This is a genomic window from Sphaerisporangium sp. TRM90804 (assembly GCF_029846175.1).
Classification (GTDB): domain Bacteria; phylum Actinomycetota; class Actinomycetes; order Streptosporangiales; family Streptosporangiaceae; genus Sphaerisporangium.
The window spans coordinates 126538-150325 of sequence record NZ_JARWAC010000026.1; the positions used below are offsets into that span (position 1 = coordinate 126538).

A 23788-nucleotide genomic window follows, 5' to 3' on the forward strand; every position below is an offset into this window, starting at 1 on the left:
ACCACGGCGGCGTTACGACTTCGTGGCGCCGGCGGTCAGGCCGGTGACGAGATGGCGCTGGACGAGCAGGAACACCACGGCCGCCGGGACGGCGATCAGCACCGACGACGCGGTGAGCAGGCCCCATTCGGCCTTGTGCTGGCCGACGAACTGCCCGAGCCCCACGGCCAGCGTGTACTTGTCGTCGCCGGTCATGAACGCGGTCGCGTACGCCACCTCGGCCCACGCGGTGATGAAGGAGTAGAACCCGGCGACGGCCAGCCCGGGCTTGGACAGCGGCAGGATCAGCCGCCAGAACGTGCCGAAGTGGGTCAGCCCGTCGACGCGGCCCGCCTCGTCGATCTCGGTCGGGATCGTGTCGAAGTAGCCCTTCATCATCCAGGCGCAGAACGGCACGGTCGAGGTGAGGTAGGCGATCACCAGGCCGGGGAACTGGTTGATCAGCCCCAGGCCGGCCAGCAGGTTGTAGATGGGGACGATCAGGATGGCCACCGGGAACATCTGCGTGATCAGCAGCATCCACATGACCGAGCGGAAGCCCGGGAAGCGCATGCGGCTGACCGCGTACCCCGTGCTGGCGGACATGACCACGCCGATCACCGTGGTCAGCGCCGCCACGATGAGCGAGTTGGCCAGCCAGCGCGGGAAGCCCGTCTCGCCGAGCACCTGCACGTAGTTGGCCAGGGTCGGGCTGTCGAAGAGCGTGACGGTGCTGGACTGCCAGGCGTCCCTCGGCTTGAGGGAGGTCAGGATCAGCCAGGCCACGGGGAAGACGGCCACCAGGCTCGCCACGATCAGCGCGCCGTGCAGGGCGATCGACCCGCCCGGCCCCCGGGTGCCGCGCCCCTTCACCGGCGGCGCCGCGACGTCGCTCACCATGCCTCCCCCTGTCTGCGCAGCGCGCGGCGGTAGCCGACCGCCAGGATGACGAGCAGCGCGAGGATGAGCACTCCCCACGCGGCCGATCCCGAGTAGTTCCTGATGCCTTCGAACGCCTGCCGGTAGGCGTAGGTGACGAGGATCTCGCTGGACCCGCCGGGGCCGCCCCGCGTGACCAGGTAGATCACCGGGAACTGGTTGAAGGTCCAGATGGTGCCGAGCAGGATCACGGTGCTGGCCACCGGCCGCAGCCCCGGCAGCGTGATGTGCCGGAACTTGTCCCAGGGCGTGGCGCCGTCCACCTCGGCCGCCTCGTACTGCTCCCTGGGGATGGCCTGCAGGCCGCCCAGGATCGCCAGCATCATGAACGGGACGCCCAGCCAGACGTTCACCGTGATCACCGACACCTTGGCCCACAGCGGGTCGTCCAGCCAGCTCACCCCGGGCAGGCCCACGGCGCGCAGCATGGCGTTGACCACGCCGTACTCGCCGTTGAGCAGGTAGCGCCAGATGAACGCCGAGACGAACGCCGGCACCGCCCACGGAAGCACCAGCATCAGCCGGTAGGCCGAGCGGAACCGCAGCGGCCGGTTGAGCATCAGGGCGAGCCCGAGGCCGATGCCGTAGTGCAGCGCCACGCACACCACGGTCCAGACGACCGTCCAGCCGAGCCGGGACAGGAACTCGGCGGAGGTGACGATGGCGGTGTAGTTGGACAGCCCGACGAACTCGTAGGTCGAGGGGATGACGTTCATGCCGATCGTGCGGCCCATGTTGGCCTCGGTCGCGTCGGTGAGCGACAGGTAGACCCCGCGCACCAGCGGGTATCCGACCAGCACCAGCGTGACGATCACCACGGGCGCGCACATCGCCCAGGCGTACCAGTGGCGGGCCAGGACGGAGCCGCCGCCCCGCCCGCCCTTAGGCCGGCGGGCACGGCCGCGGGCGGGAGCGCCCGCGGCCGACCCGTCGACGACCTGCGTCGTCATGGGTTACAGGCTCCAGCCCTTGAGCAGGCCCTGGTAGGCCTTCGCCACGTTCTGCAGCACCGGCTCGGCGGCGTTCTCGCCGGTGGCCATCTGCTGGTAGCCCTCCAGCAGCGGCTGGAAGAGCTGGCCGCCCTCGGGGATCCAGGGGCGCTCGACGGCCGCGGCCATCGGCTCCTTCCAGCGGGCCACCATGTCGTTGGCCTTGGCCTCGGGCAGGTCGTAGGCGGACGGGCGGGCCGGCAGGAGGCCGAGCTTGCCTGCGACCTTGGCCTGGGTCTCGGCGGAGGCCATGAACTTGACGAACAGATAGGAGGCGTCGAGGTTCTTGGACCCGGCGTAGACGGCGTAGTCGTGGCCGCCGGTCGGCGACCCGGCCTTGGCCGACCCGGCCGGAACCGGCGCGATGCCGAAGTTGTCGGGGTCGTCCTTGAACGCCTTGCCGTCGAGGTTGCTGGTGTTCGACCACGGCCCGTTGAAGATCATGGCCGCCTTGCCCTCCTTGAAGGCGGTCTCGGCGTTGGTGTAACTGTCCTGGATGGCGGGCTTGGGCGCGGCCCCGGACTTGATCAGGTCTTCGACGACCTTGACGCCGGCGACGGACTGCGGCGACGCGACGGTGATCTTCTTGGTGTTCACGTCGAGCAGGTCGCCGCCCTCGCCGTAGATGAACGGCAGCAGGAAGTAGGCGTCCACGTTCAGCGCGAGGCCCTCGGCGCCGGCCTTGGACTTCACGTCCAGGGCGACCTGCTTGAGCTCCTCGAAGGTCTTCGGCGGGGCGTCGTGCCCGGCCTTCTTCAGCAGCTCCTTGTTGTAGAGGAGGCCGAGGGTGTCGGTGACCTGCGGGATGGCGTAGGTCTTGCCGTCGTACTTGCCGCTGCCGAGCGGGCTGGGCAGGAAGTCCTCGGGGGCGTCGAGCGCCTGGGTGCCGTCGAGCGGGGCGAGGTAGCCCAGGGACGCGAACTCCGCGACCCAGCCGACCTCGGCGCGCAGCACGTCGGGGGCGCCCGAACCGCTCTGCGCGGCCGTCTTGAACTTGTTCTGCGCGTCGGCGAAGGGGACGTTGACGTAGTTCACCGTGATCTTCGGGTACTTCGCCTGGAACTCCTTGACGAGCTCCTGGAAGGCCGGCCCCTCGTTGGTGGCGTCGGAGGTGTCCCACCAGGTGACCTGGCCGGAGACGTCCGCGGCGTTGGCACTGCCGGCCGGGGCCGACGGCTGGGTCGCGGTGTCCTCGCCGCCACAGGCGGAGACCGCCAGCGCCAGTGCCGCGGCTGCCGCCACGGCCGATATGCGTCGCCGCATGTTCTGCACTCCTTGTTCACGCTTCTTGCCCAGTGGTTCGGCGCGGGCCGCTCCGCGTCCCCCGATGCAGGCGGCGTCGCCGGGGTACGCGGAACGTAACAGCTACGTGAACACTCGTGAAAGACCTTTCGGAAACTTTCTGCAAACTGTGACACGGCGGACCTCACCAGGCTGCGCCCGCCCCCGCGCGGCGGCATCCGGGGGCCGGAGACGCGGCTCCGGCGGACCCCCGGCGACGGCTGCCCAGCGTCGTAGTTGCGCCTGTTTTGACGTTTGCGAACAGGCAACAGTCAAGTAACCACCAGATGAGCGATTTCTAACGCTATGTATGGACACGGTGGCCCGGTACGCGATGTACTACCTCATCAATCACAATGACGGCTGCATCCGGGCGCTGCCGCCCGGGAGGAGCGAGTGACGATGAGTACCGTCGTTCTCGACAGCGTGACGAAGGTGTACCCGGGGGGGCACCTCGCGGTCGACCGCCTGAGCCTGCGCGCCGAAGAGGGCGAACTGCTGGTTCTGCTCGGCCCGTCAGGCTGCGGGAAATCCACCCTGCTGCGGATGATAGCGGGGCTTGAGGACATCACCGCTGGTGACCTCTATCTCGACGGCCGGATCGCCAACGACCTCGCCCCTCGCGACCGCGACGTCGCCATGGTCTTCCAGAACGGCGCCCTCTACCCGCACCGCACCGTCCGGGGCAACATCTCCTTCCCCCTGGAGATCGCCAAGGCCGACCCCGCCATGGTGAAGGAGCGTGTGGTCGAGCTCTCCCGCGCGCTGCACATCGACGAGACCCTGGACCGCCGGCCTGGAACGCTCTCCGGCGGCCAGCGCCAGCGCGTCGCGATGGGCCGCGCGATCGTCAGGCAGCCGTCGCTGTTCCTCATGGACGAGCCGCTGTCCAACCTCGACGCCGGCATGCGCACCGAGTTGAGGATGGAGATCTCGTCGCTGGTGCGCGCCCTCGGGGTGACCACCATCTACGTGACGCACGACCAGGTCGAGGCGCTGACCCTCGCCGACCGCATCGCGATCCTCAACCGCGGCATCCTGCAGGACGTGGGCACGCCTGGCCAGATCTACAACGACCCCGCGACCGCGTTCGTGGCGGCGTTCCTCAGCTCGCAGCAGCTCAACCTGCTCTCGGCGACCGTGCGGACCCCGCAGAACCAGTACATACTGCTTGACTTCGGGCTGCACCAGATCACGATGCCGTGGACCGATCCCCGGGCCTACGCGCTGTCGCAGCACACCGGGCGCCAGATCATCATCGGCATCCGCCCCGACGGCCTCACCCCCATCCCCGAAGGCGTCGACGGGCCGCACTTCGCCGGCCGGGTGCGTGCGCTGGAGTACCACGGCCACGAATGGCTGGCCTACCTGGAGGTCGGCATCCCCGCGGTCACCGCGCCCGAGCCGGCCCCGCGCGCCGAGGCCAACGGGCACGCCGTCAACGGCAACGGGCACGCCGGGCCGTCCGGGCGCGTGCGGTCGATGGTGCGGCGCCTCATCGCCGGCGGCGAGGAGCCGGTCGCGGCCGAGCCGCCCCCCGTGCCAGGCAGCGGCACCCACCGGCGGGCCGACCTGGTCGTCCGCCTGGGCTCGCGGCCGGTCTGGCGCGCCGGCGAGCACGGCCGCGTGGCCGTCGACCTCAGCCGCCTGATGCTGTTCACCCAGCAGGGCGACCGGATCGACCCGCCCCGCCGTTAGAGCCCCGCGCCCCGAACGGGCTCAGGCGACGGTGCGGTCGTCGTCGACGGTCGCCAGCAGGGACACGATCTCCACGACGCGCGCCACCTTGTCCATCTCGACCTGGTGGAACGGCGCCCCCTCGGTGCGGGCGACCACCAGGTGCAGGCCGGCCGTCTTGACCGGCAGGCTCAGCAGGTGCAGCGCCCCCTCGCTGAACGCGGCCGGGCGCAGCGGGGTCAGGTCGGGCATCTCGTCCATGCCGGGCGCCTGCCAGCTCCCGTGCACCACCTCGCCGGTCGCGGAGTCGACGGCCACCGCCCACTGGGCGCTCACCAGGTCGGGCACGGCGTCGACGAGCGTGACGAAGGCCCGTCCGGCGTCGGTGACGACGTGCCCGAGCAGGTCGTAGTCGGGGCTCGTGCCGGGCACCTCCCTGGTCGGCCAGGCGCCCTCGACCCGCACGCCGGGCACCACCGAGAGCCGTTCGCGCAGCTCCTCGGCCGCGAACCCGCCCGGCCAGGACACGGTGAAGTCGTCCACGGCCCGGCCGCCCTCCCGTTCGAGCACCGTCACCTGGAGGATGTCGGCGCCGAGCACGCCGAACGCCCGGGCCACCTGGCCCAGCACGCCAGGACGGTCGGGAAGCGAAACCCGTACTCGCAGCACCATCTTCACCACCTCCATATCACCGAGCCAGACCCCTTTTTTATACCGGCCGACCTCGTGCTCCTCTCCACCGGACCACGCCCCACAGCGTTGCCGATAGAGGTTTCGACCATGTAGCAGAAATATGTCCGGATCAAAGCCAGCTCAGTGTTGATACGCGCCGGCGTCCGGATTGCCGCTCCGCGCGACCGGCCGCCCGGCGGCGTCGTAGGCCAGCCCGGCTCCGCCGTACCAGGAGGGGCCCAGGGGCACCCCGCGCCCGATCGCGGGCGAGCCGGCCCCGAGCCGCAGGTCGCGAGCGCTCCGGAACCGCGGGTCGGCCAGCACGGATCGGCGCCCGAGCCGGAAGCCGCCCTTGCCGCCCTCGTAGACCCCGCCGGCGTCGTCGATGCCCGAGCCGTCCTCGAAGCCGACGCGGCCGCCCACGCTCACGATGTTGTTGCGCAGCCTCAGCACGCGCGCCGAGCAGCCGTCGGCGCAGGAGAAGCCGATGGTCCTCCTCGCCCTCAGGCGCACCGAGTTGTGCACGGCGACCGTGCCGTGCACCGGCCCGACCGAGTGGCCGGCGCCGCGGGTGATGAGGAAGGACCCCCGGGGGCGCGAGGAGGTCACCACGTTGCTGGCGAACAGGTTGCCGTGGGCGGTCCGGCCGGGCGCGTGGCCCAGTTCGGCGAAGGTCTCGTTGTCGCGCGCGATGTTGTGGGTCACCACGTTGCGGTCGCCGTCGTAGACCTCGACGGCCGCCCCGTCGGCCACGTAGTCGCGGCTGCGCGCGTAGCTGCCGATGATCCGGTTGCCGACGACCCGGTTGTCGTCGCCGTTGAGCAGCACCCCGAAGGCGCCGGAGTCGTTGTCCGGCGCGTCGTCGTTCACGCTCATGCGGTCGTTGCCGACCATCTGGCTGTTGCGGATGACGTTGCGCGCGCCGCGCTCGGTCACCCACACGCCGGTCACGTTCCCGTCGGCGTACACGTCCCACAGGTCGTTGTGGCGGCCGTCGAGGCGGAAGCCCGCCCACCCGCACCGGCTGGCCCGCACCCCCGCCACGTGCCAGTGCGAGCCGTCGATCGCCACGCAGGCCTCCTCGCCCCCGCTGAACCTCGGCCGGGGACCGATCCCGTACGCGCCGACCCTGATCGGCCGCGCGGCCGTGCCCGAGCCGTCCAGCGTGAGCGTGCCGCGCCACCGGCCGCCGCGCCGGAACAGCACGGCGTCCCCCGGACGCAGGCGCGCGGCCTCCACCCGGCCGAGCGAGCGCCACGCCGTGCCCGGGGAGGTGCCCGGCGCGTCGTCGTCGCCCTCGCGCGCGTCGACGTGGTACGTCCTGCCGGCGAAGCGGGGCAGGGCGCCGGCCGTCGCGGCCACGAGCCCGGCGGGGAGGGCGCCCGTCGCGGCCGCCTCCGGCGCGGCCCGCACCGTCTCCTGGCCGCCGAGCAGCAGCAGGCAGATCAGCGACGCCGGCAGACCCGCTCGCAACGCGTTTGGCGCCATGGTTCCCACACTCGTCCCAACGGGGTTAGACCGGTCCAAAAGATCAGTGCCGCTCACGCTAGCGGTCCGGCGTTCCAGCCGGGAGACCCTAATCGCGGACGACCGTGGCGGAGGGTCCGCCTCGCCGGAAGTTAGACCTTGCCGACACTGGGCCGCGTGAGTTTGCGATGCCTTGACCAGCTCTTTCCCGCCACCCGGATCTTGGCGGCGGCGCTCGCGAGTAGCCTTTGCCAATGTCCCTCCGATGGGCGGCCGCGTGGCCCAGATCCATCCGCGGACAGGTCGCCGTTCTCACCCTCCTGTTGGCGACCCTCTTCCTCGTCCCCCTCGGCCTCGCGGCCGACATGGTGATCAGGAACACCGTCGCCCACACGCTGTGGCAGGAGACCAGGGTCGCCGCCGCCCGTGTCGTCGGCGCCTACCGCGAGTCCACCCTCCGCAACCCCATCGCCCCCCGCCCGGGGGGCGCCGACCTGATCCAGGTGACCGGGCCGGACGGCCGCCTGCTCGCGTCCACGCCGAAGGCCGAGCGGCTGCCCGTGCTCGACGGCGGCAAGCCCGCCCCCAACCGCAGCCGGGACTACGTGACCTGCCCGCGCTCGCCCACCGAGTGCTTCCACGTGACCGCGATCGCCACCAGCAACGCCCCCGGCGCGCCCGTGGTCTACGCCGCCGAGCCGACCCCGGCCCTGCTGACCACCCGCGCCCTGGACGTGGCGCTCGGGCTGCACGTCGTGGCGCTGGCGGCGCTGCTGGGCTGGCTCGCGTGGAAGGTCGCCCACCGCGCGCTGCAGACGGTCAACCACATCCAGGCGCAGCTCGCCCACATCACCGTCAGCGACCTGTCGGCCCGCGTCAGGGAGCCCTCCGGCGACAACGAGATCGCCCACCTGGCCAGGACCGTCAACAGCACGCTGGCCCGCCTGGAGCACTCGGTGGAGCAGCAGCGCCGCTTCGCCGCCGACGCCTCCCACGAGCTGCGCACCCCCATCGCCGGGCTGCGCGCCCAGCTTGAGGAGGCGCGGCTGCATCCCCAGCACGTCGAGCTGGACACCCTGGTGGAGGGCGCCCTGCGCGACACCGACCGGCTGGAGGTCATCGTCACCGACCTGCTGTTCATGGCGCGGCTCGGGTCGAGCGGCCCGGCGGTGCAGGAGAGCGTCGATCTCGCCGACCTGGTGACCGCGCAGGCCAGGTGCTGCCCGCCGCGTGTGCCGGTCACCACCGACCTGGAGGAGGACGTGGTCGTGCTGGGCGTGCGCACCCAGCTCGCCCGGGTGGTCGACAACCTGCTCGGCAACGCCCAGCGGCACGCCGAGACGGCCATCACCGTGCGGCTGCGCGCCCACAAGGGCGAGGCCGTCCTGTCGGTCACCAACGACGGAGACCGCATCGCCGAGGAGGACCGCGAGCGGGTCTTCCACCGCTTCACCCGCCTGGACGCCTCCCGCAGCCGGGAGCTCGGCGGAACCGGCCTGGGGCTCGCCATCGCCCGCGACGTGGCCATCGCCCACGGCGGGACGCTGCACGTGGAGGACGTATCGGAAGGAACCAGGTTCGTCCTGCGCCTTCCCGTGGTCGAATGAGGCGTCCCCAAGTGTTAATGGGAGCTACGTCAGGCGTTCATCGGAGACCCCCCATGCTGGAGACGGCCGCTCGTTAGCGTGCGTGACACCCTCCGAGCGCCCCTGGCGAGCGCTCGTCGTTTCCGCATATCACAGGGAGTCATCTTGCGAGTCCTGGCCGTCGTCCCCGCCCGTGGCGGCTCTGTGGGCGTCCCGCTCAAGAACCTGGCGAAGGTGGGCGGCACGCCCCTCGTGGCCCGCGCGGTGGGCGCCTGCCGGGAGGCCGAGCTCGTCGACGAGGTCGTCGTCAGCACCGACCACCAGGGCATCGCCGCCACGGCGGCCCAGGCGGGCGCGCGGGTCGTCGACCGTCCCGCCGAGCTGAGCGGCTCGGCCGCCTCCAGCGAGTCGGCGCTGATCCACGCGCTCGGGCAGCTCGGCGCCGACCCCGAGGTCGTGGTGCTGGTGCAGTGCACCAGCGCCTTCATCGACCCGGCCGACCTGGACGCCGCGATCGCCAAGGTCCTCGACGGCACCGCCGACGTGGTGTTCTCCGGGCTGGAGACCCACGAGTTCGTGTGGGCGCCGCGCGACGGCGGCGTCGGCGGGGTCAACCACGACCCGGCCCACCGGCCGCGCCGCCAGGACCGCGACCCCGAGTACCGCGAGACCGGCGCGTTCTACGCGATCCGCGCCGCGGGCCTGCGCGAGCACGGCCACCGGTTCTTCGGCACCGTCGCCGTCCAGCCCGTCCCGGCCGGGCACGCCGTGGAGGTCGACACCCCCGACGACCTGGAGATCGTCCGGGCGCTGGCGCCCGTGGTCGACCGGCCCGGCCCGGTGGACGTCGACGCCGTGGTCACCGACTTCGACGGCGTGCACACCGACGACCACGTCTTCGTCGACCAGGACGGCCACGAGACCGTGGCGGTCAGCCGCTCCGACGGCCTGGGCGTCGACCTGCTCAAGCGGTCGGGCGTGAAGGTGCTGGTGCTGTCCACCGAGCGCAACCCGGTCGTCTCCGCCCGCGCTCGCAAGCTGGGCGTGCCGGTGCTGCAGGGCCAGTCGGCCAAGCACGTCGCCCTGGGCGAGTGGATGACCGCCGAGGGGCTCGACCCGGCCCGTGTAGCCTACCTCGGCAACGACGTCAACGACCTCGGCTGCATGGACCTGGTCGGCTGGCCCGCCGCCGTCCCCGGCGCCGACCCGCGCGTCCTGGCCGCCGCCCGTGTCGTGCTCACCCGCCCCGGCGGCTCGGGCGCCGTGCGCGAGCTGTGCGACCGCGTGCTGGCCGCCCGGCCCGCCGTGGACCTCTCCCCGGTGCCCCCCGTCCCCGCGCCGGCGCCGCCCGCCCCGGTGCTGAGGGCCGTCCCGGTCGCGGAGGCCGCCCCCGCCCCCGCGGAGTCGCCCGCCGCGGCCGTGTGGATCGGCGAGTCGCCGGTCGGTCCCGGGCATCCGGTGTACATGATCGGCGAGATCGGCATCAACCACAACGGCGACCTCGACATCGCTCGCCGCCTCATCGACGTGGCGGCCGACGCCGGCTGCCAGGCGGTGAAGTTCCAGAAGCGCACCCCCGAGATCGCCGTGCCGGTCCACCAGCGCGACCAGATGCGCCAGACCCCGTGGGGCGAGATGACCTACCTGGAGTACAAGTACCGGGTGGAGTTCGGCGCCGACGAGTACTCCCAGATCGCCAAGTACTGCGCCGAGCGCGGCGTCGACTGGTTCGCCTCGCCGTGGGACGTCCCGTCGGTCGACTTCCTGGAGGACATGGGCGTCGTCTGCCACAAGGTCGCCTCCGCCAGCGTCACCGACCGCGAGCTGCTGCGCAGGCTGGCCGCCACCGGCAAGCCGATCATCCTGTCGACCGGGATGTCGACGCTGGAGGAGATCGACGCCGCCGTGGAGATCCTCGGCACCGATAGGCTCGTGATGATGCACGCCACGTCCACCTACCCGCTCCCCCCCGAAGAGGCCAACCTGCGCGCCATCGTGACCCTCCGGGAGCGGTACGGCGTGCCGGTCGGCTACTCCGGTCACGAGCGCGGCCTGCAGATCTCGCTGGCCGCGGTCACCCTGGGCGCGGTCACCGTGGAGCGGCACATCACCCTGGACCGCACGATGTGGGGCTCCGACCACGCCGCCTCCCTGGAGCCGAACGGGTTGGAGCACCTGGTCCGCGACATCCGGATCATCGAGTCGGCGCTCGGCGACGGCGTCAAGCGGGTCTTCCCGGGCGAAGAGGCCCCCAAGGCCCGCCTGCGCCGCGTCACCGACTGACCACACCGTCAAGGAGACCCGAACAGTGACCCATGCTCGGGAGCGCCGGTGACCACGCTGTCGGTCGTGGTGCCGGTGCGGGACGCCGACCCGTTCATCGCCGACGCCCTCACCTCCCTGGTGCGCAACGCCCGGCCCGACTTCGAGTTCATCGTGGTCGACGACGGGTCGGCCGACCAGACCCCGCAGATCATCGACGACTTCCGCGGGCGCCTGCCCGGCCTGTCCGTGCTGCGCAACAGCACCCCGGCCGGGCTGGCGGACGCGCGCAACGCCGGCCTCGCCGCGGCGTCCGGCCGCTACGTCACCTTCCTCGACGGCGACGACTGGCTGGCGCGCGGCTACCTGGCCGATCTGGTGGACGCAGCGGAGACGCTGGGCTGCGACTTCGTCCGGGTCGACCACGTGCAGGTGGAGGGGCGCAAGCGCGTCACCCACCGGGCGCCGGAGGCCCGGCGCGGCGTGGTGCTGCGCCCCCGCGACCACATCGTGCCCGTCCGCGCCAAGACGATGGTCGACTACCCGTACGCCTGGGCGGGCGTCTACCGGCGCGAGCTGGGCGATCTTCTCGCCTTCCCCGGCCACCTGCACACCGCCGAGGACCGCCCGTGGATCTGGCGCCTGCACCGCGAGGCGCGCTCGTTCGCGGTGGTCTCCCTGGCCGGGGTGTTCTACCGGCGGCTGGTGCCCACCTCGCTCACCCAGATCGGAGACGAACGGCAGCTCCACTTCTTCGACGCCTTCGAGCTGGTGCTCAAGCAGGTCGAGGAGGAGCCCGATCTGCGGCCGAAGGCGGTGCGCACCTTCTGCGCGCTGCTGGCGCACCACCTGGAGCTGGCCGGCCGCTTCTCCCCCGACCTGCGGGCCCGCTTCACCGCCCGCGCGCAGGACGCCCTGGCGGGCCTGACGCCCGGCGAGATCGCCGCGGCCGGCCTGGAGGCCGACCGCCTCCAGCTGCTGCGTCCCCTGCTCCCCCGGCACCACGCAGAGTCCCAGGAGCGCTTCCCATGACCCAGGTCTTCTACAGCTCCACGCTCTTCGGGGCGATGACCCTCGCCGCGGCCGTCGACGCCGGCAGGTTCGGCGCCCGCACCGGGCGCCGCGTTCTGCTGGTGTCCAACAACGCCGCGATCCCGGAGATCACGCCGTCCCTGGACGAGACGGCGGGCTTCGAGGCGATCCGGCCGCGCTTCGACGAGGTGTGGTCCTACAACGACATCGTGGCGCCGCTGCACCCCTCCGACTGGAGGGCGCGGGTCATCGAGGTGCCCATGCTCTCGCGCATGCTGCGGGCGCACCTGAGGCTCGCCGACGGCCCGGCCGAGCTGATCGTGGAGTCCATCGCGGTGCCCCCGGCCAGGACCCTGGCCGGCCTGATCCGCGACTGCCCGATCACGGTGTACTCCGACGGGCTGATGAGCTACGGGCCGACGCGCGACCCGCTGCCACTGGAGATCTCCGGGCGGATCACCCGGCTGCTCCACCTCGACCTGGTGCCCGAGCTGACGCCGCTGCTGCTGCGGGAGGCCGGCGTCGCGCCCGACCCGCTGCCGGACGCCGCCTTCCACCGGGTGCTCGCCGACATCCCGGCACCCGAGGACCTCGAAGGGGACGCCGTCATCCTCGGCCAGTACCTGTCGGCCCTGGACATCGTCACCGCCGAGGAGGAGGAGCGGCTGCACGCCGACATGCTCGCCGCGGTCGCCGCCCGCGGGCACACCAAGGTGCTGTTCAAGCCGCATCCGGCGGCCGGGCACCGCCATTCCCTGCGGATGCGGGCCGCGGCCGCCGAGCTGGGCGTCGAGCTGCACGTGGCGGGCGAGACGGTGCCGGCCGAGGTCTGCTTCAAGGCGCTGCGCCCGAAGCTGGTCGTCGGCTGCTTCTCCACCGCGCTGGTCACCGCGCACCGCCTGTTCGGGCTGCCGATCGCCACGATGGGCTGCGACGTCGTCCTCGAACGGCTCGCGCCGTACGAGAACAGCAACCGCGTCCCGGTCACGATCGTCGACGCGACCGTGCCCCGTCTCTCCCCCGACGGCACGATCACCGAGCCGCCGGCCGCCGACGTGCCCGCGCTGGTGGAGGCGGTGGGCTTCTGCATGCAGAGCGAGCACTACCCCGAGCTTCGCGACGCGGCCGCCGCCTATATCGAGACCCACGGCGCCCAGGCGCGCTACTTCAAGAACCGGCGCCTGGCGTCGGTGGGGCTGGTGCCGGCGCCCGAGCCGCCGACCACGGCCTCCCGGGCGCTGGGCCGGCTCCGCCGCGTCCTGGCCCGCTGACCCCGACGCCCCCGGGCGCCCGGCCGGGGGGGCCGGGCGCCCGGGGGCGTCTCGTCGCGGCCCGCCGGACCGTGCCCGTCACGCGCCGTGGCCCACCCGGCCCACGCCGACGGGCACAGGCCGTCACGGCGTGGGGCGGGCTCCGTCCGCGCCGGACGCCGCCTCGTCCCCCGGCGCGCGGCCGTCTCGTGGGTCAGCCGAGGGCCTTGAGGTAGCGGCGCACCCGGCGGCGGGCGCGGTAGCCGGCCCTGAGCACGTTCGGCGGCACCTCGACGCGCATGCGGGCGCGGCGGCGGGCGGCCACGTGGGCGGGGCCGTCCAGCAGCGGGCGCGCGGGGGGCAGCCCGCCGGTGTGCGACCGCTCCACCAGCGCGGCGAGCCGGCCGGTCCAGTCGCTCAGGGCGGGGTCGTGGAAGTAGTTGGCGTCGCACCAGGCGGCCGTGGGCTGACGGAACTCCCCGCGCGCGAGGTCGTCGAGGGTGCCGAGGCACCCGCTGTCCTCGAACACCAGGTTGATCATCTCGGCGCTGACCCCGAAGTCGGACAGCACCAGCAGCGGCACCCGCCCGGCGATGGCCTCCAGGGCGGCCGTGGAGCTGACCGTCACGAACGCCGACGCCCTCGCCAGGTGCTCGTGCATGGGCCCGGCGGCGAAGCGGACGGCGCCGGGGCGCACGGCGCCGGTCTCCACCAGCGAGCGCCACAGCCGCTCGTAGTGGTGGCGCTCGTTGTGGGTCTGGCGCTCGGACTCCAGGGCGCGCAGCTTCACCACGACGTCGAGGTCGGGGCGGGCGTCGGCGAGGGCCGCGAGGGCGAGCAGGATGCTCTCACGCTCCTCACGGCGCCTGGGCACCTTCGCCTGCGTCGCGAAGATCACCCGGTCGGCGGCGGGCGAGGCGAGCGGCGCCATGCCCTCGGCCGGCACCACCGCGCCGGGCACGACGTCGCCGGCCGCGCGGCCGGGCACGACCGCTGCCGGCACGACCACGCCGGGCACCGCGGCTGCCCCGGCGGCCGTCGCGCCCGGTGCGGGGGCCTGGCCGGCGGGCACGGTGGGCACGACCGCGCCGGACGCCGCGGCGGCCGTCACCCCCGGCGCGGGGCCCGGCCCGGTGGGAGCGGCGGGCGGCAACGGCGCGGGCGCGGCCGGCCGGGCGGCGCCGTGGTCGAGGTAGGGCAGGCGGGCCAGGCCCACGGAGCCCGCGGCGCCCAGCTCCTTGCCGATGCGGCCGAACTCCTCGACCTCCTTGCCGCTGTGCACGACGAAGAGGTCGCAGGCGCCGCGGAAGAGCCAGGCCTTCTCGGTGGCGGGGATGGAGATGCCCGGCAGGCCCGAGACGAACACCGGGCGCGGGACCAGCCCGGCCAGCACCTCGCTCACCAGCACGTCGACGACCGGCCCCGTGCAGGCGACGAGGACGGCGTCGGGCCGGGTGCGCTCGGCGATGCGGCGCAGGGCCCGGGCCGACACCACCACGGGCGGCTCGTGCGCCCCGGCCCGGGTGCCGCTGACGGCGGCGGCCACCTGGGCGGGCGACGGCAGGATCGGCGTGCGGACCACGGTGAGCGTCGACGACCACCCGGACGGGAGTTGGTCCAGCAGGCCCGCCGCCCACTTCAGGTAGGAGTCTGAGTCGGCGACGGCGAGAACCCGGGTCAAGGGGAAGACCTTTCGTGCGCGAACATCTGCAGGTGTGTACGGAGCGACACGCTGGCCGAGGGCGTCCACCAGTCGTCGGGGACGTCGACGGTCTCGACGGGGACGCCGCGCGCCGACAGCAGCACGCGCAGCGAGGTGACCGCCGTGGACGGGAGGCTCAGCACACGCTGCCCGGGACGCAGGTCGCGGAGGGTCATCTCGACCGGCACCCCGCCGTCGTACACCGTAACACCGGGATGGTCGCGCACGGCGGCGAGATCACCGGGGTCCTCGCGCCGGTGCGGGTAGTAGGCCAGCGGGCCCTGGAGGGCGAACAGCCATGACAGGTAGCGGTCGCGGTGGATCAGGCCGTTGCGCACCAGGGACGTGCCCAGCACGACGGTGTTCTCGGCCGGGCGGGGGTGGGCCAGGGAGGGCTGGGACCGCAGCCACGCGAAGTCGTGGGTCACCAGCTCGGCGCCGAGCGCCCGCACCTCCTTGGCGAGGTCGGCCGGCACGGGCAGCGCGGTGAAGATCGTCAGCCGGCCCGCGCGGGCGGCGGCCCGCAGCCGGACCCCGGCGGCCGCGCCGAGCACGCGCCGCCCGAGGCCGGACTCGGCCCTGGCGCGCAGCAGCGGCGTGCCCCCCTTGGCGACCAGGAGCTCCAGCAGCCGGATCGTGGCCAGGCCGTCGTCCACGACGACCAGGCGCGAGGGGGCGGAGGTCAGCGAGGTGAGCTGCATCCGGCCGGAGAAGGCGTCGCCGAGCACCCAGTCGGCGTGGCGTCCCGGGCGGGGCATGCCGTCCTCGGCGGTCTCCATCATCAGGCCCTCGGGCAGGTCGAGGGAGGCCAGCTCTCTGCGCGTCACGCGCAGCGCCGGCAGCTTGGCGCGGGTCACCACCCGGGTGGCCGGCCCGACCACCTGGGCGTACCGCGCCTCCACGGCGCAGAGCAGTTGGAGGGGGGACTCCACCCACGCGACGGCCGACCCCTGCTCCCGCACGCGGCTTCGACCGATCCTCTCCACGCCGGGTATTGACACGTTCACGACGCAAGCAACATAACGGCGGGGCCCTACGACCGCGGTAACGCCCGATGAACAGCGGACAACAGTCGATCATCCATGGCGTGCCTCCCCCGCTCGGCGTCCCGTCGGCGTCCTGGTCGGCGCCCCGCGCGGGGCGGGACGCGGCCGCCGCCTGGACGCTCCGGGGACGCGGGCGCCGCCCTCCGGTCTGAGCCCGGCGTCGGCGGTCAAGGGGTTACGTACCCCGTTTCACGAAGTTTTGTGGTCACGCATCGAGCGCCGCGACATTCGCGGCGCAATTGCGCTGCAAAAGGTGCTTTTCTCCACCCATCCTACCTTCTCGACTTTCGGCGACAGGGGGTGCCGGGGAGGCGGAGAAACACCGCCCATGGTGCCAGCCTTCCGGGTCGCGCGACGGACGTACCGCCGGATTCACCCGCGTGCACGGCCTTTCCGAGTCGGCGACCCGCCGGTCACGGGGCCCGGCCGGGGCTCGGGCGACCCTCCGACAGCCCGGCGACCTGCGGATTCTCCCCGACCAGCCGCGACTTCCCGCGATTCCCTTCGGGAAAAGCGGATTCGACGCGCGCCATCCCGATTCGATAACGCCGGTTCACCGCATGGAAATGCATCGGGTGAGGTCACCTGCCGTATCTGCACCGCGGACGAAAGATCACCGGCGCCCGCGTGCACCCACGCTCGCGACCATCGGACGACACGCGAACACCCTCCCGGACCGGTCCCGACGGTATTCATGAGCGACCCTCGGCTTTACCTTGACGAGCCTCGGTTAGGCCCGGTGATTTGTCGTGTTTGCATCTCTTTGTCCCATGGATTACCATAAGTGGATTCCCGGCACTACAACTGCCTACCTGGGCGGTCTGCACGTGCCGTGGAGATTGCCAGAGCGCACGACCGGTCCGCCGCGGAGAGCCTCTCCCGCCGATGTGCGCCACCGTCGAGTCCGCTTCGCGCGGAGCCGGGGACCCATCTCTCCTGGGGTGAATCGGGGCGCCACCCATACGGGCGCACCGTAGGGCGACTTCCACGCCCGAACCCGTCAGCTAACCCGGTAGGCGGCTTGGAAGAAGGAGTCTTCCCCTTGTCAATGTTCCTACATCGGCTTCTGGATGCCCCGAAGAACCACCTCAAGGCCGGCGTCGTCGGCGGTCTGATCCTCGCCCAGGTGGCGACCGGCGCCACCATGGCGTACGCGTCCGACCTCCCGCGCGACCCGATCACCGCGGCCGCGGCCGCGGAGGCCCCGGCCACCACCGCCCGGCAGGTCAGCGCGAACGAGGTCCTGCGCCTCGCGGAGAGCCAGGTGGGCGTCAGCGAGAACGCCTACGGCGGCGGCACCAAGTTCCACCAGTGGTACATGAGCACAGAGCGCGCCCACGAGACCGTGGCGCGGGACGGCGGCTCGATCGCCGGGTTCGCCAACGCTCCCTGGTGCGACATGTTCGTCTCCTGGGTCGGCCACCAGCTGGGCATCGAGGACACGATGGGCGCGGACGCCTACACGGTGGCCCACGCCAAGTGGTTCGCCTCCCAGAACCGCTGGGGCGCCGTTCCCAAGCCGGGGGCGGTCGTGTTCTTCGACTGGAGCGGCGCCAAGAGCGTGGACGGCATCGACCACGTCGGCTTCGTCGTCCAGGACAACGGCGACGGCACGATCAAGACCGTCGAGGGCAACACCGGCAACGGCAAGGTCGAGGTCCGCGAGCGTCCCACCTACCAGGTCACCGGCTACGGATACCCCGCCTACGCCGCCTGACCGCGCAACCACGGCGGGCGCCTCGCCACCTCCTCGGAAGACGCCCGCCCTCCCCGCCGCCGTGCGGCCGAATGCCCGCACCGGCCGCACGGCGGCACTGTGTATGGACGGTTTTGGGCGGACTATCCCGACACTGGATGGGAGCGCTCCCAAGACCATCATTGGTGCTTTTGCCACTGATCGTCCCATTTATCGCGCCTAACGCCCCCAGGAGTAACAGTTAGGTTTCAGCATATTGACGCCAGCATTGCCGATCGGGGACTCTTCGTGGGAGCGCTCCCAAACCTCGTCCGCCGGGATCATCCCCTGCGGATCCGACAGAGGGATCCAGCACATCGCGGGGCCCGACTGTCGGGGCCGGCCCTCGATGCATCTCCCACCACCTGAGAGGGGTCCGGAATGATAGGAAATATGCGCCGCGGCAAGATGCTCGCGGTCGCATCGGTGATGACAGCCGCACTGGCCGTCAGCGCCGCTTGTGGATCAGGCGACACCGGGGGCCAGACCGGCGGCTCCTCTGCCGCGGCGCCTGAGAAGATCACCCTCACGCTGCAGACCTTCGGCGGCGGCACCAACTTCGGCTACAAGGCGGCCGTCGAGAAGTGGAACGCCGAGCACCCGAACGTGCAGGTCAAGTACAACAACCTGACCGACAGCTTCGAGAACGTCTATTGGCCGCAGATGCTGCAGTGGTTGCAGTCGGGCACCGGCGCGGGCGACGTGGTGGGCATCGACGAGGGTGGCATGGGCCTGGCCAAGGCCCGTCCGCAGTTCTTCACCGACCTGGGCCAGTACGGCCTGCAGAGCCGCCAGGCCGACTTCCCCGCCTGGAAGTGGGAGAACGGCCTGAACGCTGAGGGCAAGCTGTTCGCCCTCGGCACCGACGTGGGCGGCATGAGCATCTGCTACCGCACCGACCTGTTCAAGAAGGCCGGCCTGCCCACCGACCGCGACGAGGTCTCCAAGCTCTGGGCCACCTGGGACGACTTCATCAAGGCCGGCCAGGACTTCCAGTCGAAGGTCAAGGACGCCAAGTTCGTCGACAGCGTGAACACCATCTACAACGTGGTGCTGTCGCAGGAGGCCGCCAAGAACGGCAACGTCACGTACTTCGACAAGGACCAGCAGCTCATCGCCGACAAGAACCCGGCGGTGAAGACGGCCTTCGACTTCACGCAGAAGATCAGCCAGGCGGGGCTCACCGCGAAGCTGCAGAACTTCACCGACCCGTGGAACACCGGCTTCGTCAAGTCGCAGTTCGCGACCCTGGGCTGCCCGGGCTGGATGCTCGGCGTGGTGTCCGGCACCGCCGGCGAGGAGTTCAAGGGCAAGTGGGACGTCGCGACCGTGCCCGGCGGCGGCGGCAACTGGGGCGGCTCCTGGCTCGCCGTGCCCAAGCAGTCCAAGCACCCGAAGGAGGCCGCCGAGCTGGCCAGCTACCTGACGAGCCCGGAGGCCCAGCTCATGGCGTTCAAGGAGGGCGGCAACCTGCCGAGCACGATCCCCGCGCAGGACAGCCCCGACCTGAAGAGCGCGACCAACGAGTACTTCAACAACGCGCCGATCGGCGAGATCTTCGGCCCGTCGATCAAGTCGCTGCAGCCCACCTTCCTCGGTGAGAAGCACGCGCAGGTGAAGGCCGCGGTGGAGCAGGTCGTCATCGGCATGGACCAGGGCGCGGTGCCCTACGGCCAGGCCTGGCAGCGGTTCGGCGAGGTGGGCCAGAAGGCGGCGGGCTGACCGGTCCCCCCGATCGTCACCGGTCCGCCGCCCGGACTCCCGGCGGACCGGTGACCTTCCGTTCGAGCGGGGGCGGCACGCCGCCCCCGCTCCGACCGCGAAAGGACGCCTCCATGAGCGTCAACCTCCACAGCCAGCGGGCGGACCCGGTACCGCCGCCCCGGCTCCGGCCGGGGCGGCACCACGCCGGGCCACAGCGCCGGTTCCTCTCCCAGTTCGACATCCGGGCCACCCCGTACCTCCTCATCTCGCCGTACTTCTTGCTGTTCGCCGTGTTCGGCCTGTTCCCGCTGGTCTTCACGCTGTGGGTCTCGCTGCACGACTACGAGCTGGCCGGGGGCGACGCCGCCTTCACGGGCCTGGAGAACTACGCCAACCTGCTGACCGACGCCTCCTTCTGGAACGCGGTGGTCAACACCGTCGGCATCTTCGTCCTGGCGACCGTGCCGCAGCTCGTCCTGGCCCTGATGCTCGCCAACGCCCTGAACAAGCGGCTGCGCGGGCGGCTGTTCTTCCGCCTCGGCGTGCTGATCCCGCTGGTGACCTCCGTGGTCGCGGTGGCCATCGTCTTCACCCAGCTCTTCGGCCGTGACTTCGGCATGGTCAACTGGCTGCTCGGGTTCTTCGGCGTGGAGAACATCAACTGGCAGAACGCCAAGTGGTCCTCCTGGATCGCCATCGCGACCATGGTCGACTGGCGGTGGACCGGCTACAACGCGATCATCTACCTCGCCGGCATGCAGACGATCCCCCGCGACCTGTACGAGGCCGCGTCCATCGACGGGGCGAGCTCCCGCCGGCAGTTCTGGAGCATCACGCTCCCGATGATCCGCCCGACCATCATCTTCACGGTCTTCGTCTCCACCATCGGCGGCCTGACGTTGTTCGCCGAACCGGTGATGTTCGGCAGCAACCGGATGGAGGGCGGCAGCACCGGCCAGTTCCAGACGATCGCGATGTACATCGTCAAAGAAGGCTTCAGGGACTTCGACTACGGCTACGCCGCGGCGGCCGCGTGGCTGCTGTTCATCCTGATCCTCGTCGGCGTCGCGATCAACTACACGTTCATCCGCCGGATCGGGGGCAACCAGTGACCGCGCTCACACAGAGGAGGCCGGTGAGCGGCGGCCGCCGCAGGAGCAGGCGCGACCCGTTCGTGGCCACGCCGCTGACCAAGGTCGCCCTCCTCGCGACGGTCATCCTGTCGATCTTCCCGATCTACTGGATGGTCATCATCGCGTCGCGCACCAACTCCGACGCCGTGGACGTGCCGCCGCCGCTGCTGCCCGGAGGCAACCTGGGCGAGAACATCCAGCGGGTGCTCGCCACCGAGGACGCCCACTTCCTGCAGGGCATGCTGAACTCGCTCATCGTGACCTCGTCGGTGACGATCTCGGTGGTCCTCATCTCGACGTTCGCGGGCTTCGCCTTCGCCCGGCTGCACTTCCGCGGCCGGAACCTGCTGCTCGGCTCGATCCTGCTCACCATGATGGTGCCCCTGCAGCAGATGGGCATCGTCCCGCTCTACCAGCTCATGGTGGAGCTGGGCTGGGTCGGGACGCTCAAGGCCGTCATCCTGCCGTACCTGCTCAACGGGTTCGGCGTGTTCCTGATGACCCAGTACACCCGCCAGGCGGTGCCCGAGGAACTGGTCGAGGCCGCCCGCGTGGACGGCGCGTCGACGATGCGCATCTGGTGGAACGTGATCCTGCCCGCCGTACGCCCCGGCATGGCCGTGCTGGCACTGCAGACCTTCATGCTCAACTGGAACGAGTTCCTGTGGCCGCTGATCGTCCTGACGCCGGAGAACCCGACGGTGCAGGTCTCGATCAGCTTCCTCACCGCGGCCCACGCCACGGACTACGTCCTGATCTTCACCGGCACAGCACTCTCCGTACTGCCCCTCATTTTCGTTTTCGTCGCGTTCGGCCGGCAGATCGTCGGCGGACTCATGGAAGGTGCGGTCAAAGCGTGACCACGCAGCAGACTCAACACCAGACCGGCGCACTGGCGTTCCCCACCGGGTTCGTGTGGGGCGCCGCCACCTCGGCGTACCAGATCGAAGGCGCCACCGGCGTCGACGGGCGAGGCACGTCGATCTGGGACACGTTCGTCCGGCAGCCGGGCCGCGTCCTCAACGGAGAGAACGCCGACGTCGCCATCGACCACTACAACCGCTTCCGCGACGACGTCGCGGTCATGGCCGACCTCGGCCTGACCGCGTACCGGTTCTCGGTGTCCTGGCCGCGGATCATGCCCGACGGCGCCGGGCGGGTGAACCAGGCCGGCCTGGACTTCTACCGGCGCCTGGTGGACGAGCTGCTCGCCCGCGGCGTCGAGCCGTGGCTGACCCTCTACCACTGGGACCTGCCGCAGGCCCTGGAGGACCTCGGCGGGTGGCCCGCACGGGACACGTCGAAGCGCTTCGCCGACTTCGCGGCCTGCGTCCACCAGGCCCTCGGCGACCGCGTGCGCAACTGGAGCACGGTCAACGAGCCCTGGTGCGCCGCCTTCCTCGGGTACTCCTCGGGCGAGCACGCGCCGGGACGGCGCGAGCCCGCGGCCTCGGTGCGGGCCGCCCACCACCTCAACCTCGCCCACGGCCTGGCCGTCCAGGCCCTGCGGGCCCAGAGCGAGACCGCCCGCATCGGCGGCTCGGTCAACCTGTACGCCGTCACCCCGGCCAGCGAGGACCCCGCCGACCTGGACGCGGCCCGCCGCATCGACGGCCTGCAGAACCGGTTCTTCCTGGACGCCCTGCTCAAGGGCGTCTACCCGGAGGACGTGCTCGACGATCTGCGCGAGGTCACCGCGATCGACTTCATCGAGGACGGCGACATGGCGACCATCGCGACGCCGTTCGACACGCTGATGGTCAACTACTACAGCCGTTTCACCGTGTCGGGGAAGCCGGGCGGCGCCGCGTCGGCCGCCGCCGCGCCCACCGGCGCCGGGTCGCCGTGGCCGGGCAGCGAGCACGTGTCGTTCGTCAACGGCGGCCGCCCCGTGACCTCGATGGGCTGGGAGATCGACGACAGCGGGCTGCTGGAGGTGCTCCAGCGGGTCGACCGCGACTACCCCGGGATCCCGCTGGTCATCTCCGAGAACGGCGCGGCCTTCGAGGACGTCGTCAAGGACGGCGAGATCGACGACGCCGAGCGCCTGGCCTACATCGAGGCGCACCTGCGCACCTGCCACACGGCCATCGAGGCGGGCATACCGCTGCAGGGTTACTTCGCCTGGTCTCTGATGGACAATTTCGAGTGGGCGTGGGGTTACGGCAAGAGGTTCGGGCTGGTTTACGTCGACTATCCCACCCAGCGCCGGATCCCCAAGGCCAGCGCCCGCTGGTACGCCGAAGCCATACGCAGAGGTGGCCTCCGCGGTCCGGCAGAATAATGCCAAACCTCAGGAGGGGGCACTAGTCATGAACGGGGACCGCCGCTCGGGAGCGCGACCGACCCTTGAGGCGGTGGCCGCCCGGGCCGGCGTCGGCCGCGGCACGGTGTCACGCGTCATCAACGGCTCGCCGAAGGTGAGCGAGAAGGCGCGTGAGGCCGTGCGGCAGGCGATCGACGAGCTCGGCTACGTGCCCAACCGGGCGGCGCGCACCCTGGTCACCAGGCGCACCGACACGATCGCGCTGGTCGTGTCGGAGTCGGAGCAGCGCATCTTCGACGAGCCGTTCTTCGCGGGCATCATCCGCGGCATCGGCTCCTCGCTGTCGGAGACCGGGCTGCAGCTCATCCTCGCGATGGCCCAGTCGCGTGACGAGCACGACCGCCTGGAGCTCTACCTCACCGGGCAGCACGTCGACGGCGTCCTGCTGATCTCGCTGCACGGCGCCGACCCGCTGCCCGGCCGGCTGGAGGAGATGGGAGTGCCCACCGTCCTCGGCGGCCGTCCCGTCGGCTTCACGCCGTACAGCTACGTCGACATGGACAACCGGGCCGGCGCCCGGCAGGCGGTGAAGTACCTGCTGGGCAAGGGCCGCCGGCAGATCGCCACCATCGCCGGCTCGCAGGACATGGGCGTGGGCGTCGACCGCCTCGCCGGCTACCGCGACGCGCTGCTCGCCACCGGCATGCCCGAGCTGGTGGCGTACGGCGACTTCAGCGAGGCCAGCGGCGCCGCGGCGATGGGGCGGCTGCTCGACGAGCACCCCATCCTGGACGCCGTCTTCACCGCGTCCGACCCGATGGCGATCGGGGCGATGCGCGTGCTCAAGGAGCGCGGCGCCTCCATCCCCGGCGACGTCGCCGTGATCGGCTTCGACGACTCCGCGACCGCCGCCCACACCACGCCTCCGCTGACCAGCGTCCACCAGCCCACCGAGGACATGGGCCGCCAGATGGCCCAGCTCCTGGTCTCCCGCATCAACGGCGAGCGCCTGGAGCAGCCGGTCGTGATCCTCGACACCCACCTGGTCGAGCGGGGCTCCGCCTGAGG

Annotated in this window: 18 protein-coding genes and 1 riboswitch; of the genes, 11 read left to right on the forward strand and 7 right to left on the reverse strand. The window is 71.6% G+C overall.

The annotated features are described in order from the left end of the window. Positions 1-12: 12 nt before the first annotated feature. Genes PYR91_RS29330 through PYR91_RS29340 form a run of 3 tightly spaced genes read right to left on the reverse strand, consistent with a single transcriptional unit; the run spans position 13 to position 3170 of the window. Entirely contained in the window at positions 13-876 is an 864-nt protein-coding gene (locus PYR91_RS29330) for a carbohydrate ABC transporter permease (RefSeq protein ID WP_279784968.1), read from the reverse strand. Then, the gene (locus PYR91_RS29335) at positions 873-1868 is read right to left on the reverse strand and encodes a sugar ABC transporter permease (RefSeq protein ID WP_279784970.1); all 996 of its coding nucleotides are present in this window, start codon (positions 1866-1868) and stop codon (positions 873-875) included. The genes PYR91_RS29330 and PYR91_RS29335 overlap by 4 nt, the downstream gene beginning before the upstream one ends. A 3-nt stretch (positions 1869-1871) precedes the next feature. Then, positions 1872-3170: an extracellular solute-binding protein gene (locus PYR91_RS29340; protein WP_279784972.1), complete on the reverse strand. Its 1299-nt coding sequence runs from the start codon at positions 3168-3170 to the stop codon at positions 1872-1874. A 420-nt stretch (positions 3171-3590) separates the two neighbouring features. Between PYR91_RS29340 and PYR91_RS29345 the strand changes: the two genes are divergently transcribed. Continuing rightward, positions 3591-4886: an ATP-binding cassette domain-containing protein gene (locus PYR91_RS29345; RefSeq protein ID WP_279784974.1), complete on the forward strand. Its 1296-nt coding sequence runs from the start codon at positions 3591-3593 to the stop codon at positions 4884-4886. Positions 4887-4907: 21 nt separating this feature from the next. On the opposite strand, the gene PYR91_RS29350 is transcribed toward PYR91_RS29345, so the two are convergent. Together PYR91_RS29350 and PYR91_RS29355 are read right to left on the reverse strand one after the other, a co-directional pair. Further along, positions 4908-5537, reverse strand: coding sequence for an amino acid-binding protein (locus PYR91_RS29350; RefSeq protein ID WP_279784976.1), 630 nt, complete (start codon positions 5535-5537; stop codon positions 4908-4910). Between the two features lie 141 nt (positions 5538-5678). Further along, a complete protein-coding gene (locus PYR91_RS29355; RefSeq protein ID WP_279784978.1) occupies positions 5679-7025 on the reverse strand; it encodes a right-handed parallel beta-helix repeat-containing protein in 1347 nt (448 codons plus the stop codon). Positions 7026-7258: 233 nt separating this feature from the next. Here PYR91_RS29355 and PYR91_RS29360 point away from each other — a divergent pair, with 233 nt between their 5' ends. The 4 genes from PYR91_RS29360 (at position 7259) to PYR91_RS29375 (ending at position 13155) form a co-directional block, all read left to right on the forward strand. Then, positions 7259-8611: a HAMP domain-containing sensor histidine kinase gene (locus PYR91_RS29360; protein WP_279784980.1), complete on the forward strand. Its 1353-nt coding sequence runs from the start codon at positions 7259-7261 to the stop codon at positions 8609-8611. Between the two features lie 144 nt (positions 8612-8755). Beyond that, positions 8756-10873 carry an N-acetylneuraminate synthase family protein gene (locus PYR91_RS29365; RefSeq protein WP_279784982.1) on the forward strand — a complete coding sequence of 706 codons (2118 nt, stop codon included), beginning with the start codon at positions 8756-8758 and terminating at the stop codon, positions 10871-10873. 48 nt (positions 10874-10921) lie between these two features. Continuing rightward, positions 10922-11884, forward strand: a complete 963-nt coding sequence (locus PYR91_RS29370; RefSeq protein WP_279784984.1) for a glycosyltransferase family 2 protein — start codon at positions 10922-10924, stop codon at positions 11882-11884. After that, a complete protein-coding gene (locus PYR91_RS29375; protein WP_279784986.1) occupies positions 11881-13155 on the forward strand; it encodes a polysialyltransferase family glycosyltransferase in 1275 nt (424 codons plus the stop codon). The genes PYR91_RS29370 and PYR91_RS29375 overlap by 4 nt, the downstream gene beginning before the upstream one ends. Positions 13156-13348: 193 nt before the next feature. Here the strand turns inward: PYR91_RS29375 and PYR91_RS29380 are convergent, their stop codons facing one another. Continuing rightward, the gene (locus tag PYR91_RS29380; protein ID WP_279784988.1) at positions 13349-14815 is read right to left on the reverse strand and encodes a DUF6716 putative glycosyltransferase; all 1467 of its coding nucleotides are present in this window, start codon (positions 14813-14815) and stop codon (positions 13349-13351) included. Then, positions 14812-15798, reverse strand: a complete 987-nt coding sequence (locus PYR91_RS29385) for a hypothetical protein (protein ID WP_279784990.1) — start codon at positions 15796-15798, stop codon at positions 14812-14814. The genes PYR91_RS29380 and PYR91_RS29385 overlap by 4 nt, the downstream gene beginning before the upstream one ends. 970 nt (positions 15799-16768) lie before the next feature. Next, positions 16769-16915, forward strand: a riboswitch (cyclic di-AMP (ydaO/yuaA leader). A gap of 15 nt (positions 16916-16930) precedes the next feature. On the opposite strand from PYR91_RS29385, the gene PYR91_RS29390 reads away from it, so the two are divergent. The 6 genes from PYR91_RS29390 (at position 16931) to PYR91_RS29415 (ending at position 23786) form a co-directional block, all read left to right on the forward strand. After that, positions 16931-17599 carry a CHAP domain-containing protein gene (locus tag PYR91_RS29390; RefSeq protein ID WP_279784992.1) on the forward strand — a complete coding sequence of 223 codons (669 nt, stop codon included), beginning with the start codon at positions 16931-16933 and terminating at the stop codon, positions 17597-17599. A 411-nt stretch (positions 17600-18010) separates the two neighbouring features. Continuing rightward, positions 18011-19339 (forward strand): extracellular solute-binding protein, encoded by a 1329-nt coding sequence (locus PYR91_RS29395; RefSeq protein ID WP_279784994.1) that lies wholly within the window; start codon positions 18011-18013, stop codon positions 19337-19339. Positions 19340-19452: 113 nt separating this feature from the next. Next, complete coding sequence (locus PYR91_RS29400) at positions 19453-20433, forward strand: sugar ABC transporter permease (RefSeq protein ID WP_279784996.1); 981 nt, start codon at positions 19453-19455, stop codon at positions 20431-20433. Between the two features lie 23 nt (positions 20434-20456). After that, a complete protein-coding gene (locus tag PYR91_RS29405) occupies positions 20457-21314 on the forward strand; it encodes a carbohydrate ABC transporter permease (RefSeq protein ID WP_279784998.1) in 858 nt (285 codons plus the stop codon). Next, on the forward strand, positions 21311-22738 hold the full coding sequence (locus PYR91_RS29410; protein ID WP_279785000.1) for a GH1 family beta-glucosidase: 1428 nt from the start codon (positions 21311-21313) through the stop codon (positions 22736-22738). The genes PYR91_RS29405 and PYR91_RS29410 overlap by 4 nt, the downstream gene beginning before the upstream one ends. A gap of 28 nt (positions 22739-22766) precedes the next feature. Further along, the gene (locus PYR91_RS29415) at positions 22767-23786 is read left to right on the forward strand and encodes a LacI family DNA-binding transcriptional regulator (RefSeq protein WP_279785002.1); all 1020 of its coding nucleotides are present in this window, start codon (positions 22767-22769) and stop codon (positions 23784-23786) included. The last annotated feature ends 2 nt before the right edge of the window (positions 23787-23788 follow it).

Bases quoted from the DNA above. Each gene is read 5' to 3' on its own strand.
- PYR91_RS29335 (WP_279784970.1), bottom strand. From the start codon at position 1,868: ATGACGACGCAGGTCGTCGACGGGTCGGCCGCGGGCGCTCCCGCCCGC.
- PYR91_RS29340 (WP_279784972.1), bottom strand. From the start codon at position 3,170: ATGCGGCGACGCATATCGGCCGTGGCGGCAGCCGCGGCACTGGCGCTG.
- PYR91_RS29345 (WP_279784974.1), top strand. From the start codon at position 3,591: ATGAGTACCGTCGTTCTCGACAGCGTGACGAAGGTGTACCCGGGGGGG.
- PYR91_RS29350 (WP_279784976.1), bottom strand. From the start codon at position 5,537: ATGGTGCTGCGAGTACGGGTTTCGCTTCCCGACCGTCCTGGCGTGCTG.
- PYR91_RS29355 (WP_279784978.1), bottom strand. From the start codon at position 7,025: ATGGCGCCAAACGCGTTGCGAGCGGGTCTGCCGGCGTCGCTGATCTGC.
- PYR91_RS29360 (WP_279784980.1), top strand. From the start codon at position 7,259: ATGTCCCTCCGATGGGCGGCCGCGTGGCCCAGATCCATCCGCGGACAG.
- PYR91_RS29375 (WP_279784986.1), top strand. From the start codon at position 11,881: ATGACCCAGGTCTTCTACAGCTCCACGCTCTTCGGGGCGATGACCCTC.
- PYR91_RS29390 (WP_279784992.1), top strand. From the start codon at position 16,931: ATGTTCCTACATCGGCTTCTGGATGCCCCGAAGAACCACCTCAAGGCC.
- PYR91_RS29395 (WP_279784994.1), top strand. From the start codon at position 18,011: ATGCGCCGCGGCAAGATGCTCGCGGTCGCATCGGTGATGACAGCCGCA.
- PYR91_RS29400 (WP_279784996.1), top strand. From the start codon at position 19,453: ATGAGCGTCAACCTCCACAGCCAGCGGGCGGACCCGGTACCGCCGCCC.
- PYR91_RS29415 (WP_279785002.1), top strand. From the start codon at position 22,767: ATGAACGGGGACCGCCGCTCGGGAGCGCGACCGACCCTTGAGGCGGTG.